9 protein-coding genes are annotated in these 13867 nt (G+C 48.7%); 7 read left to right on the forward strand and 2 right to left on the reverse strand.

Annotated elements, in window-relative coordinates; all coding sequences use genetic code 11:
• The first annotated feature begins 18 nt into the window (after positions 1-18).
• The 3 genes from ACN4EG_RS18375 (at position 19) to ACN4EG_RS18385 (ending at position 6318) form a co-directional block, all read left to right on the forward strand.
• The gene (locus ACN4EG_RS18375; protein ID WP_431631582.1) at positions 19-993 is read left to right on the forward strand and encodes a DUF928 domain-containing protein; all 975 of its coding nucleotides are present in this window, start codon (positions 19-21) and stop codon (positions 991-993) included.
• A gap of 13 nt (positions 994-1006) precedes the next feature.
• The gene (locus ACN4EG_RS18380) at positions 1007-3856 is read left to right on the forward strand and encodes a CHAT domain-containing protein (RefSeq protein WP_431631584.1); all 2850 of its coding nucleotides are present in this window, start codon (positions 1007-1009) and stop codon (positions 3854-3856) included.
• A gap of 68 nt (positions 3857-3924) precedes the next feature.
• Positions 3925-6318 (forward strand): CHAT domain-containing protein, encoded by a 2394-nt coding sequence (locus tag ACN4EG_RS18385; RefSeq protein WP_431631585.1) that lies wholly within the window; start codon positions 3925-3927, stop codon positions 6316-6318.
• A gap of 12 nt (positions 6319-6330) precedes the next feature.
• Here the strand turns inward: ACN4EG_RS18385 and ACN4EG_RS18390 are convergent, their stop codons facing one another.
• Both ACN4EG_RS18390 and ACN4EG_RS18395 read right to left on the reverse strand, forming a co-directional pair.
• Entirely contained in the window at positions 6331-6540 is a 210-nt protein-coding gene (locus ACN4EG_RS18390; RefSeq protein ID WP_431631587.1) for an acetyltransferase, read from the reverse strand.
• Between the two features lie 381 nt (positions 6541-6921).
• Entirely contained in the window at positions 6922-7407 is a 486-nt protein-coding gene (locus tag ACN4EG_RS18395; protein ID WP_431631589.1) for an orange carotenoid protein N-terminal domain-containing protein, read from the reverse strand.
• 239 nt (positions 7408-7646) lie between these two features.
• Between ACN4EG_RS18395 and ACN4EG_RS18400 the strand changes: the two genes are divergently transcribed.
• From ACN4EG_RS18400 to ACN4EG_RS18415, 4 genes are all read left to right on the forward strand, one after another.
• Entirely contained in the window at positions 7647-8069 is a 423-nt protein-coding gene (locus tag ACN4EG_RS18400) for a Cif family virulence factor (protein WP_431631590.1), read from the forward strand.
• Between the two features lie 230 nt (positions 8070-8299).
• A complete protein-coding gene (locus tag ACN4EG_RS18405; protein ID WP_431631592.1) occupies positions 8300-11806 on the forward strand; it encodes a GAF domain-containing protein in 3507 nt (1168 codons plus the stop codon).
• Positions 11807-11922: 116 nt separating this feature from the next.
• Complete coding sequence (locus ACN4EG_RS18410) at positions 11923-13221, forward strand: hybrid sensor histidine kinase/response regulator (RefSeq protein WP_431631593.1); 1299 nt, start codon at positions 11923-11925, stop codon at positions 13219-13221.
• 202 nt (positions 13222-13423) lie between these two features.
• Positions 13424-13774, forward strand: coding sequence for a two-partner secretion domain-containing protein (locus ACN4EG_RS18415; protein ID WP_431631594.1), 351 nt, complete (start codon positions 13424-13426; stop codon positions 13772-13774).
• Positions 13775-13867: the final 93 nt, after the last annotated feature.

Raw genomic sequence — 13867 nt, forward strand, 5'->3', positions numbered from 1 at the left:
CAGGAGGAGGGTATCCCAATGACCAGACAGCCCCCAGCAATGCATCGCCCCCGCAGCCTACAGCGCGTCATGATTCCCCGCGCGATCGGTCTGCTGCCGTTATGCGCTCTATTAGGGACGGGGGCAGTGCAGGCGCAGTCCCTTGGGGGGACTCTCCAGGCTGTGCCGCTGGGACAAACGATCGCCTTTACGCCGCCACCGCCGCCGCCCGATCGGGATTCTCCAGGCCGTCGGGGAGGCGGAGCCGGACGATGGGAACATCCTCCAGTCTCTAATCCTGGCCCCAGTCCGATCAATGTCTTTACACCGCCACCACCCCCGCCCGATCGGGATGCGCCGGGAAACCGAGGTGGGGGAGCAGGCCGAGGCTGTGGTGTAGGCAGTCAAACGCTGATGGCGCTGGTACCGGAATATCATCAAGCTCTGCCTGCTGAGGGAGAAATTACGAAGGTCTGGGGCACGACGATCGCAGAACGGCCTACGTTGTGGTTTTATGTGCCCTATGCTGCTGCGGATGTGGTATCGCTGGAGTTTGTGTTGCAGGATCAGTCTAGTCCGGCTCAGGATATCTACCGCTCTGCGGTGGTTCCGCCTGTCTCTCCGGGTATTATCAGCATTCGTTTGCCGGATCAGGTGCCGGGGCTGGAAGCAGGTAAGTTGTACCAGTGGTATTTCAAAGCGCGTCTGCAATGCCAGTCAAGCCAACCGGGAACGCCATCTCCAATGGTGAAGGAGCAAATTAATGGATGGGTGCAACGTATCACTCCCAGTCAATCCCTAGCAACGCAGTTAAAGCAAGCGACGCCCCAGCAACAAACAGCGTTGTATATCCAAAATGGAATCTGGTTTGATGCGCTTAATTCACTGGCGGAACTTCGTCTGGCAAATCCTCAAGCAACATCACTCACAGAAGATTGGAAACGCTTATTGCAATCGATCGGGCTAGAATCGTTAGCAGATCAGCCAATTATCAAGAGTTCTGGAAAGGATTGAGGATTAAGGATTGATGGTTAGAAAGTTAGCAAATAATACTCAAGGAGTTATCTTAGGGATACTGTTGACCACGATCGTGCCTGGTGTTGCGATCGGGCCTGTACCTGTCGCGATCGCGCAAACGAATCCTGCTGCACAAAAAGCAGAAGCTGAACGATTACTCCAGCAAGGTATTCAGCAATATCAAACCAGTCAATTTGAAGCCGCATTACAATCCTGGCAACAGGCACTAACGCTTTATCGATCGATCAACGATCGAAAAGGAGAAGGAAACTCTTTGGGCAATCTGGGACTGGTTTATGATGTGTTGGGCAACTATTCTAAAGCGATCGAATATCATAACCAAAGTTTAGTGATTGCCAAGGAAATTGAAGACCGACTGGGAGAAGGAAAATCTTTAGGCAATCTGGGACTGGTTTACGATGCGTTGGGCAACTATCCCAAAGCCATTACATATTATGAACAAAGTTTAGCCATCAAGCGGGCACTCAAAGACCGACTGGGAGAAGGTAACTCTCTAGGCAACCTGGGCCTAGCTTATGATGCGCTGGGCAACTATCCCAAAGCCATTGAATATCATGAACAAAGTTTAGCCATTGCACGGGAAATCGCAGATCGACAGGGAGAAGGCAGCTCTCTGGGCAACTTAGGGAATACTTATTATGCGTTGGGCAATTATTCCAAAGCCATTCAATATCATGAACAACATTTAGCTATTGCACAGACAATTGCAGACCGACGGGGAGAAAGCCAGTCTTTGGGCAATCTGGGACTAATTTACGATGCACTGGGTCACTATCCCAAAGCCATTCAATATCACGAACAAAGTTTAGCCATTAAGCGAGAACTCCAAGACCGGCTAGGAGAAAGTAACTCTCTGGGCAATCTGGGCCTGGTTTACGATGCGCTGGGCAATTATTCCAAAGCCATTGAATATCATGAACAAAGTTTAGCCATTAAGCAAGAAATCCGAGACCGACTGGGGGAAGGTCAATCTTTGGGGAATCTGGGAAGTGCATATTATGTACTAGGGAACTATCCCAAAGCCATTACATATTATGAACAAAGTTTAGCCATTAAGCAGGAAATCCAAGACCGACCGGGAGAAGGCAGCTCTCTAGGCAACCTGGGCCTAGCTTATGATGCGCTGGGCAACTATCCCAAAGCGATTGCATATCATGAACAAAGTTTAGCCATTGCACGGGAAATCAAAAACCGACTGGGAGAAGGCAACGCTTTGGGTAATCTGGGACTCACTTATTATGCGCTGGGTAACTATCCCAAAACCATTGAATATCATGAACAAAGTTTAGCCATTGCACGGGAAATCCAAGACCGACAAGGAGAAGGTAGCTCTCTAGGCAACCTGGGATTGGCATATAATGTGTTGGGCAACTATCCCAAAGCCATTGAATATCATGAACAAAGTTTAGCCATTGCACGGGAAATCCAAGACCGACTGGGGGAAAGCCAATCTCTCAATAACTTGGGTCTGATGTTACTGAAGCTGAACCGATTGGCAGAAGCAGAATCAACTTTACAGACTGCTATTGCCGTTCAAGAATCTCTTCGCACCGGACTGACCGATCGGAATAAAATCTCCATTGCTGATACCCAGAAAAATGCCTATAGGCTTCTCCAGCAAGTCCTAATTGCTCAAAAACAACCGGAAGCAGCCTTAGAAATTGCAGAAAGAGGACGGGCGCGGGCATTAGTAGAATTGCTGGCTTCTCGGTTTAGCAATCAATCTTTAGCAGATCTGCAAAAAACCATTCAAGCCCCAAATATTGACGCCATTCGCCAAATCGCTAAAACGCAAAATGCAACGTTGGTTCAGTATTCGATCGCCTATGATAATCAACTCTATATTTGGGTGATTAAACCCACAGGTGAAGTGATTTTTCGATCGACCCAGCTTGATTCGTCTCAGCCATTGACACAATTAGTCAGCAATAGTCGCAGTGATTTAGGAGTACGTGGACGGGCAGGCATTAAGATCTCCCAGCAATCGACCCCATCTTTCCACACAGATCCCCTGGCGCAACTCTACCAATTCCTCATTGCCCCGATCGCTCAAGACTTACCCAGCGACCCCAACCAACGGGTGATTTTCCTACCCCAGGGTGAACTCTTCCTCGTGCCCTTTGCCGCCTTACCCGACGCCCAAGGACGTCCTCTGATCGAGCATCACACCCTTTCCACTGCTCCATCCATTCAAAGCCTATCGCTTACCCAAACCCTCGCCCAACGGCCTAAAACCAAGGGTAGCGCAGTCATTGTGGGTGATCCGATTATGCCACCCTATAAAGGCGAGTTACTGCAATCTTTGCCCGCTGCCCGCCAAGAAGCGATCGCTATCGGCCAACAACTCAACACCCCACCGCTCATCGGAGCTCAAGCCACCAAAGCCACCGTGTTACAGCAAATGCCTTCGGCGCGGTTACTGCATTTCGCAACCCATGGCCTACTCGATCCCGTCCAAGGCGACATTCCCGGCGCGATCGCACTGACGCCCAGTGGCCAAGATAACGGCTTCTTGAGTGCAGCAGAAATTTTTAATTTGAAACTCAATGCGGATTTAGTTGTCCTGAGTGCCTGCGATACCGGGCGGGGGGAAATTACAGGCGATGGTGTAGTGGGATTATCCCGATCGTTCATTGCGGCGGGTGCACCCAGCGTAGTCGTTTCGTTATGGGCCGTGAATGACCAATCCACCAGCGAGTTCATGCAAGAGTTTTACCGTCAACTCAAGCAGCAACCCGATAAAGCTCAGGCACTAAGACAAGCCATGCTAGCGACCAAACAGCGTCATCCTGATCCAAGTCATTGGGCAGCCTTTACACTGGTGGGTGAAGCAAAGTAGATATTCGATCGATTGATAATCTTGACATTGATAAACAAATGACTGCAGCAGACAGGATAAAAAAACAAATGACTGAAAAACGGGTGGGTAGACGATCTATCAATTTTCAACACATGGTTTTGGGAGTTCTATTAACCACGATCGGAATCCTTAATTCGATCAGTCCCCTACTCGCCACAGGAACCGTTGCACAAACGATGCCGCCCCCCTTGGGTAATAGTTTTGGGGTGATGGGACTGATTCAAGATGCTGCCCAAAAATTGAAGGCAGGGCAATTCAAGGATGCAATTACGCTGTTTGAGCAGGCTGTTCAACTTTCACGGAAAAGTGATAATTTTCAAGGGGAATGTCTGGCGATCGGTGGAATCGCAAATACCTACACTGCATTGGGACAGTACGATCGCGCAACTAGCTACTATCAGGAGGCACTAACGATTTCCCGAAAGCATCAAATGCGCCAATTGGAAGCAATAATTTTAGGGGACTTAGCTCAGAATTACAGCTTCCTAGGCCAATATGAGCAAGCTCTAGCCATGCAGTTACAAGGCTTGCAATTGAATCGAGCACTGAAAGACCAGAGGAGCGAAGTTGTAACCCTGAATGATTTAGGGAATCTCTATGTGGCATTGGGGAACGATCGCAAAGCAGAGACTTACTTTCGGGAAGGGTTAGCGATCGCGCAGCAAGCGAACTTACCTTCTTTGGAAGCAACTATTTTTAGCAACCTAGGTTCATTATTTCGTCGAATTGGTAACTACGAGCAGGCTATGCAATTCCAGCAGCAAGCCCTTGAACGCTATCAAAAATTAAATAATCCCGTCGGTGAAATGACGGCTCTCGGCAACTTAGGCTCTCTAGCGGCTTCACAGAAAAACTATAAAGAGGCTCTTCGGTTCTATGAAAAAAGTCTCCAACTGGCTCGGCAATTCCAAGTATCGGCAGTGGAAGCTCGGATGCTTATTAACCTTGCCTATACCCAAGCTGCTCTAAAAAATTGGCCTGAAGCTTTGCATCTTGGGCAACAGGGATTCAAAATTGCGACTCAAATTAATAATCAACCGTTGCAGGGACTAGCGTTGACGGGTTTAAGTGAAGCCTATTTGCGAACCGACCAGCTATCGAAAGCGGAAGCTACGATTCAGGCGGCACTACCCATTTTAGATAAGTTGCGACTGGGCTTGAACGACAGTAATAAAATTACCTTAATTGAAAGTCAATCTCGGATTTACCAACTTTTCCAGGAAGTATCAATTCGTCAAAATCGCCCAGAAGTGGCACTCGAAGCCGCTGAACGGGGACGTGCTCGGGCATTTGTTGAGTTACTGACTGCGCGCCATCAAGCTCAATCTGACACTGTTCTGCAATCCTTAGCACAAGCTCCAAAAATTAATCAAATTCGCCAAATTGCAAAAACACAAAATGCAACACTGGTTCAGTATTCGATCGTAGGTGGTGAGCAACTCTATATTTGGGTGATTAAGCCAACGGGTGAAGTGATTTTTCGATCGACCCAGCGTGATCTGTCCCAATCACTGGCGGAGTTAGTCAGTGAAAGTCGGTTCAATCTGGGCATGCGCGGACGGGCAGGCGTCAAAATTGCCCAGCAACCCGTGCCTTCTGGCAATGGTGCTTCCCTCGACCAACTCTACCAATTCCTCATTGCCCCGATCGCTCAAGATTTACCCAGCGACCCCAACCAACGGGTGATTTTCCTGCCCCAGGGTGAACTCTTCCTAGTCCCTTTTGCCGCCCTTCCCGATAACCAAGGCCGTCCTCTCATCGAGCGGCACACGATCTCCACTGCACCCTCTATCCAAACCCTATCGCTTACCCAAACCCTTGCCCAGCGGCCTAAAAACAAGGGTAGCGCAGTCATCGTTGGCGACCCCACCATGCCTACCTACAATGGCGAACCGCTGACACCCTTATCTGCTGCCCGTGAAGAAGCGATCGCCATCGGCCAACAACTCAACACCCCACCGCTCATCGGAGCTCAAGCCACCAAAGCCGCCGTGTTACAGCAAATGCCTTCGGCGCGGTTACTGCATTTCGCAACCCATGGTTTACTCGATCCCGTCCAAGGCGACATTCCCGGCGCGATCGCTCTGACGCCCAGTGGCCAAGATAACGGCTTCTTGAGTGCAGCGGAAATTTTTAACTTAAAACTGAATGCGGATCTCGTTGTTCTGAGTGCCTGCGATACCGGGCGGGGTGACATTACTGGAGATGGTGTAGTAGGATTGTCGCGATCGTTCATTGCGGCGGGGGCACCCAGCGTAGTCGTTTCGTTATGGGCCGTGAATGACCAATCCACCAGCGAGTTCATGCAAGAGTTTTACCGTCAACTCAAGCAGCAACCCGATAAAGCGCAGGCATTGAGACAGGCAATGTTAATAACTAGACAGCGTCATCCTGATCCGATTTATTGGGCCGCCTTTACGCTGGTGGGGGAAGCAAGATAAGTCAGTTCGTCATTACTGCTTACGGTAATCTGGATTCGTCCAACAAATTGGTAGGTTTTCTCCTGATGGGAAAGTTAAATCACATTTCTCCATCATTTCCGCATCTTGTTCCTCTTCTCCAGCTTGTACCCGAATCATGACTTGCGGCTGGATTGGATTAATCATGTCATTAATCTCTACAACCTTAACAAGAACCCCGTCTTCTTTTCTTTGCAATAGCATAAATATCCTTACCAGATTGGATCGATGAATGGTGGGTAAAATTGGGATAGACAAGTTAGAAAATCTATTGATGTCATACCAAATTGACTTGTGATTGCAACCTATAACAATCCCCCGTCTCTTCCTACTTGCTATGCAGAGGCTACGCCGAGAAAAAGGGGAACTTCAAAAACTCAATTCCCCTTGTTTGATAGAGCAGCGGCTTGTAGCACAGAAGTGGGGAACTTCAAAAACTCAATTCCCCTTGTTTGATAGAGCAGCGGCTTGTAGCACAGAAGTGGGGAACTTCAAAAACTCAATTCCCCTTGTTTGATAGAGCAGCGGCTTGTAGCACAGAAGTTAGGAAGCTCTGATCTGTAGCGTTAATAAATTAATTCGCTACTATACCTCAGTCGATTCATTCCCCATCGGTGCCACAAACTCGCGCAAAACTGTAATTTGCTCAGAGTACTCTAATGCTTGCAACTGGGTGAGACATTGGCTTGCTTGTCCCTCCAATTGATAATCTTCAGGCATCGGAATCACTTCAGAACGCTCCATTCCTTGCGCTAACAAATACCAAAATAGCAATTTAGTACTGTGGCTCAAGGAACCATATTCACGACTAACAGGTACATTTTTCTTTTCAATAATATCCCGTTGAATCTGAAGCTGTTCCTCCTGACTCATTTCTAGAACTTGTTGGAACAGTCCTTCCGCCAACGCAGGAGAAGCGGTACTGGCCCCTGGTGCCGCTGGCGTAATAGACTTACCTAGTTCTGTATAGATGTACCAAAGTAGTGCAAGCTTTTGATCCGTGGACAAAGCTTCAAAGCTAGTAACTAATTCAGGATGAACCGTAGGGTTAGCGGGATTAATGGCTGTCATGATTTTCTCTAAGTAACTGGACAAGCGTTGTCTTCTATACACTAGGTCAGGTAGGCAGAATTACTCGACCAACTTTAGAAAGACATTGAAACAATCTCGACAGCTTTCAAAAGGGAGACTACAACCCTTTTTGACTACGGTTAACTGAGATAACAAGGGTTACGATCGCGGCTTTTCCCATCTCCCTCCGGTTTACGCCAGATTTCCATTAACTCCCATCGTTTTTACCTTTAACCCCTATGACACTTTCTTCTGTATCCCCTAACCACACGATCGACCTCAAGATCACAGGCATTCAAGAGCCAGTCATTTACAGTTACTTCAACCGTTTGAATCAAGGGGACTTCCAAGGCGTCTCTGAACTCTTCGCCCCGGACGGATGCCTCTACGCACCCTTCGAATCCGGTATTTGTGGCAGAGAAGCCATTGAGCAATATCTGGAAGCAGAAGCCCAGGGGATGACGGCTTTCCCCCGATCGGGCATCCTAGAAACCAGCCCAGATAATGACCCGCGTTACAAGCTAATGGGCATTGTCAAAACCAGTTTTTTCACTGTCAATGTGGGCTGGACGATCGAGATAAATCCTGAAAAACAAATTACTTCTGTAACAGTTAAGTTATTAGCAGAACTCCAAGAATTATTGGGCCTTCAACGGCACTAGTCCTGATCAGTTGTCTAGGCATCAGTCATCTACCTAGCGGTGCTCATCTAGTTAGCAGTGCAACGACGGTTCAGAGGAGCCGATCAGTCCCACTGGAACCGATGGATCGGGGATGTATCAACGGGGTCTGAGTGTATCAACGGTGGCCGTTTACGAGAGGATTTCTTATACTTTTGTGAAGGAAACTCACGATCGTTACAGTCCTTTCCATCACTATCCAGATACCGCCAATGAGCCAAATGTGGGAACTACTCCAAACTCTGATTGCCCCGGATACCTACATGCCCCATGGACATTGCTATCTTTGGCAGACGCCCTTGGTTGCTCTCCATGTGGTCAGCGATCTGTTGATCGCGATCGCCTATTTCTCCATCCCAGCGATGCTGATCTACTTTGTCTACAAGCGGAGCGACATTCCCTTTTCCAGAGTATTTGGATTATTCGGAGCCTTTATTATTCTCTGTGGTACCGGACATTTGCTGGAGATTTGGACGCTGTGGCATCCCGCCTATTGGCTATCGGGTATTGAAAAAGCGCTAACTGCACTGGTTTCCTGCTACACAGCTTTGGCGATGAGTGAACTGCTGCCGAAATTTCTTGCACTGCGAACGCCGGAACAGCTAGAAGCCATCAATCAGCAACTTGAGCAACAAATTGCCGTCAGTGAAGCCGCCCGCGAAGAACGGCAGCAAGCTGAACAAACTTTGAAAAATATTGTGGCAGGGACAGCCTCCGTCACAGGAGAAGCCTTTTTTCCGGCCTTGGTGGAAACCTTAGCAACCGCGCTGAACGTCCGCCATGCCTTTGTTTCGGAACGGGTGGGCGATCGTTCCGATCACTTACGCACCTTAGCCTTTTGGTCCGACGATCGCATTGTGGACAACCAGGAATACGCAATGGTCGGTACACCCTGCCACAGAGTCGTGGAACAAGCCAGTCTGACCTATTACCCCGAGGCGGTAACGACCCACTTTCCTGAAGAACCCTCCCTCAAAACCATGGAAGCCGTCTGCTATCTGGGCGTCCCCCTCTTGGATGGCGAACAGACTGTAATTGGGGTTCTTTGCGTCACCCACGATCGCCCTTTGTCCCAGGAAGAAAACGCCAAAGCCATTATGACGGTGTTTGCCGCCCGAGCCGCGATCGAACTCCAACGGCAACGGGCCGAATCTGCGCTGCGCCAAGCCTACGATGAATTGGAAATGCGCGTCCAGGAACGGACAGCAGAATTGGTGGCTGTCAATGTAGCCTTGGAAAAAGAAATCCAGGAACGCACTACCGCTGAAGCCGCCTTGAGGGCCAGTGAAGAACGCTGGCAACTAGCGGCACGGGGCAGCAATGATGGCATTTGGGATTGGAATATTCAAGCTAATCAAGTTTTCTTTTCACCGAGTTGGAAACAGATGTTGGGCCATGAAGATACCGAAATTCCTAACCAGCTAGAGGAATGGACAAAACGAGTCCATCCAGAGGACTTCGATCGCGTCCATCAAGCGGTACAAGACCATCTAGCCCAAAAAACACCGTTCTATGCCCACGAATTTCGGATGCGCTGTAAAGATGGTTCCTACAAATGGATCTTAGCCCGCGGTCAAGCCCTGTGGGATTACGAAGGGAAACCCATCCGGATGACGGGTTCCCACACAGATATCAGCGATCGCAAACGGGCAGAAATGACGTTACGCCAAACTGCCGAGCGGGAAAAGGCCACCTCCCGCGTGATTCAGCAAATGCGCCAAACTTTGGATCTAGAGACCATTTTCACTTCAACCACCCAGGAACTACGCCACGCCATCCATTGCGATCGGGTCTTAGTTTATCGGTTTAACCCCGACTGGAGCGGTGAAATGGTTGCGGAATCTGTTGCTACGGGTTGGGCACCCTTCAAAACCACTGCCTATAATCCGGAATTTTCCACCAGTGCCATTAGCCAGCCCAATTGCAAAGCCAAGGATCTCAGCAGTTCCGCTAACTTGCTTGAAGACACCTATCTCAAGGAAACCCAAGGGGGGGTCTACCGTCAAGGCATTCCCTATCGCTGTGCGCCGGATATCTATCAAGCGGGCTTTGACGACTGTTATCTGCAACTGCTGGAACAATTGCAAGCCCGATCGTATTTGATTGTGCCGATTATGCTGGGAAATCAACTGTGGGGGCTGCTGGCGGCCTATCAGAACTCCGCCCCCCGCCAGTGGGAGACTGCCGAAATCCAAATGATGAGCCAAGTCGGGAGTCAGTTAGGCGTCGCGGTACAGCAAGCCGAACTCCTGGCGCGTACCCAGGCGCAATCCAGTGCTCTCAAACTAGCGAAGGAAGCCGCAGATGCCGCCAACCGTGCTAAAAGCGAATTCCTCGCGAATATGAGCCATGAACTACGCACACCGCTGAATGCCATTCTCGGCTTTACGCAACTGATGCAACGGGATCGTTCTCTCTCGATCGAACACCAAAAGCAAATCGGGACGATTAATCGCAGTGGGGAGCATCTGTTATCGCTGATTAATGACATTTTGGACATGTCGAAAATCGAAGCGGGACGCATGACCCTCACATCGAATCAATTCGCCTTGGATTGCCTCTTGGACAATGTGGAGGAAATGCTACGGCCTACCGCAGAAGCCAAGGGATTGAAACTCAAAATCGAATTTGAGCCCATTCTCCAGTATCTAGAAACTGATGAAAGTAAACTACGTCAGGTTTTGATTAATTTGCTGGGCAATGCCATCAAGTTCACGGAAACGGGCGAGGTTCGACTCACGGTCCGATCAACTCCTGCTGCGGAACCCTCCCAAAACATTCTGCTCAGTTTTGCCATTCAAGACACGGGAGTTGGCATTGCTCCCCAAGAGTTTGACCAGTTGTTTAAACCCTTTAGCCAAACCAACGCGGGACTGAAATCTCGCAAAGGGACAGGGTTGGGACTCCCGATCAGCCAGAAGTTTGTTCAATTAATGGGGGGGGAAATTACCGTTCAAAGTCAGGTGAATGCAGGCAGTTGTTTTCAGTTTACGATCGAGGCAGGGTTGGCGGAATTTATGACCACAGAAGCACGATCGAGCGTAGTCCAACAGGTGATTGGCCTTGCACCGAACCAACCCAGCTATCGAATTTTAGTGGTGGATGACGAATCTGCTAATCGCGAAGTGCTAGTTCAGTTACTCCAATCCGTAGGGTTTGAAGTTCAGGAAGCAGTGGATGGCCAACAGGCGATCGAAGCGTGGCAAGCGTGGCAGCCCCACTTGATTTGGATGGATATGCAGATGCCCGTGATGAATGGTTACAAGGCCACTCACCGCATCAAAACCGATCCCCAGGGAGCCTCAACGGTGGTGATTGCCCTGACCGCTAGCGCCTTTGAGGAACAACGGCAGGAAATTCTAGAAGCGAAATGTGATGATTTTGTGCGAAAACCGTTTCAAGAGCGGGAAATTTGGCAGAAGATGGCGAACCATCTAGGGGTGAAATATTGTTATCAAGCGATCGACCCACAGCAAACCATCACATCACAACCCACTGCCACCGAAAAGCCTAACTTTGTCCTAGATACCTCCACCTTAGCCATCATGCCAGCGCCGTGGATTAGCCAGATGCATCAAGCTGCAGCCCAGGGGAATGATAGGATAATCAGTCAGTTAATCGCACAAATTCCCCCCGACCATGGAGCGTTAGTCCAAGCCCTGAATGATTTAGTGGATAACTTAAGATTCGATCGCTTGATGGCCTTAACGGTTCATTAACTGAACGATCCATTAGTCCGTCCCCTCAGACTGGGGCCTTAGACAACTGACTGGGTGCGCCCTTACCCATTGCATCACTAATTTCCAAAATTTTTGTCATCTTCCCAGTCACTATCATGGATTCTCAATCAATCACTTCCCGAGCAGACATCCTAGTCGTCGATGATACGCCAGATAATATTCGGTTTTTATCTGCGCTATTAACTGAACAAGGATTTAGCGTTCGTAAAGCCTTAAACGGCCCCATGGCACTTACTGCTGCCCGTAGCTTACCGCCTGATTTAATTTTGCTGGATATTACGATGCCAGATATGGATGGCTTCGAAGTATGCCAGCAGTTGAAACAAGATCCCACCACGGCTTCCGTTCCCATCATTTTCTTAAGTGCCTTGGATAGTACTGCCGATAAAGTAAAGGCATTTGAAGTGGGTGGCGTAGACTATATTACTAAACCGTTTCAATTTGCAGAGGTCATGGCTCGGATTCAAACCCAACTGACCATTTGTAACCTCAACCAACAGTTAAAAGTTCAAAACGATAGCTTACAACAGGCGTTGACCCATCTCCAGCAAACCCAAGCCCAACTGATTCAGCGGGAGAAAATGGTGGGCCTCGGGCAGTTAGTTGCGGGGATTGCCCATGAAATTAATAACCCCATTAACTTTATTGCAGCAAACTTGAGTCCCACCCAGCAGTATGTTGAGGATTTACTCAAAGTCATACAAGCCTATCAAGCCGCCTATCCCACACCCACTCCGGAAGTGGAAGCCGCGATCGAGGACGCTGATTTAGCGTTTCTGATCCCTGATCTGCAAAAGATGCTCAGTTCTATGCGCAACGGTGCCGAGCGGATACGATCGATCGTCCTAGCCTGCCGCATTTTCTCGCGCTTAGATGAATCAGAAATCAAGACAACGGATCTCCATGAAGGGATTGATAGTACCCTCTTGTTACTGCAACACCGTCTACAACGGGAAGAGGGAAGTCCGATCGAAATTATTAAACACTATGGCCAGCTACCCATGGTAACCTGTTATGCTCGCCAAATGAATCAGGTTTTTTTAAATCTGCTGAATAATGCGATCGACACCTTAGAACAAAAGCTAACAAGCAATCCCACAACTACTTTTCAACCCAGAATTGCTATCCATACAACGATAGAAACTCCAAACACGATTGTCATTCGAATTGCTGATAACGGATTGGGCATTAGTGAAGCAGCTCAAGCGGCACTGTTTCATCCCTTTTTTACCACTAAGGCCGTGGGTCAAGGCTTGGGAATCGGACTTTCTGTTGCCCACGAAATCGTAGTAGAAAAGCATCGCGGCAGTCTGACCTATCAATCACAATCCGATATAGATAGCGACTTTGCAACAGAATTCGTCATCAAAATTCCTGCTCAACTGGACTCATAGATAGGGGATTGAAGAGGCTCCGTACTGCACGACATCATCCTGTTAGTGCGCTTGATAATCCGCAAAATGGCTGAAATTTACCTGGCTATCTCAGCCAAATGCATGAGTCACGGGTGACAGCGTTGGGCGAATTGTTCAACGGGGAACAGTAAGGCTGTGTCTTGTAGTATCTTTCGCCACCAACTGTAACAGGTCAGCAACTATGAATCATCGTGTAGTGTATGCATTGTTAGCAACAGTTTGCATTCATAGTGCAACTGGAATATCTGTCAACGCCCAAGTCATTCCAGACGGGTCACTGTCTACCCAAGTTTCCCAAAGTGGCAACAATTTCACGATTAATAATGGCAATCTGATTGGCGGCAATCTCTTTCATAGCTTTAGTCAGTTCTCCGTCCCAACGGGAGGATCGGCAAATTTTAATAATGCTTTAACGGTTCAAAATATCTTTGCACGGGTAACGGGTGGCACAGCATCTAATATTGATGGATTAATCCGATCGAATGGAACAGCCAATCTTTATTTACTGGTAACTACTCAGGCTGTGGTTTAAGCGACACAGGATTGCCCGAGAACAATCCAACGAGAGCGTCTAAAAGATTGATATTCTGCTTGCGCAAGGTGGATAAATAGCCCCGAATGCGAC

Source organism: Alkalinema pantanalense CENA528, from assembly GCF_050753345.1.
GTDB classification, from domain to species: domain Bacteria; phylum Cyanobacteriota; class Cyanobacteriia; order Leptolyngbyales; family Leptolyngbyaceae; genus Alkalinema; species Alkalinema pantanalense.

Coding starts and splice junctions, on each gene's coding strand:
- ACN4EG_RS18405 (WP_431631592.1), top strand. CDS start 8,300: ATGAGCCAAATGTGGGAACTACTCCAAACTCTGATTGCCCCGGATACC.
- ACN4EG_RS18375 (WP_431631582.1), top strand. CDS start 19: ATGACCAGACAGCCCCCAGCAATGCATCGCCCCCGCAGCCTACAGCGC.
- ACN4EG_RS18395 (WP_431631589.1), bottom strand. CDS start 7,407: ATGACAGCCATTAATCCCGCTAACCCTACGGTTCATCCTGAATTAGTT.
- ACN4EG_RS18415 (WP_431631594.1), top strand. CDS start 13,424: ATGAATCATCGTGTAGTGTATGCATTGTTAGCAACAGTTTGCATTCAT.
- ACN4EG_RS18400 (WP_431631590.1), top strand. CDS start 7,647: ATGACACTTTCTTCTGTATCCCCTAACCACACGATCGACCTCAAGATC.
- ACN4EG_RS18390 (WP_431631587.1), bottom strand. CDS start 6,540: ATGCTATTGCAAAGAAAAGAAGACGGGGTTCTTGTTAAGGTTGTAGAG.
- ACN4EG_RS18410 (WP_431631593.1), top strand. CDS start 11,923: ATGGATTCTCAATCAATCACTTCCCGAGCAGACATCCTAGTCGTCGAT.
- ACN4EG_RS18380 (WP_431631584.1), top strand. CDS start 1,007: ATGGTTAGAAAGTTAGCAAATAATACTCAAGGAGTTATCTTAGGGATA.
- ACN4EG_RS18385 (WP_431631585.1), top strand. CDS start 3,925: ATGACTGAAAAACGGGTGGGTAGACGATCTATCAATTTTCAACACATG.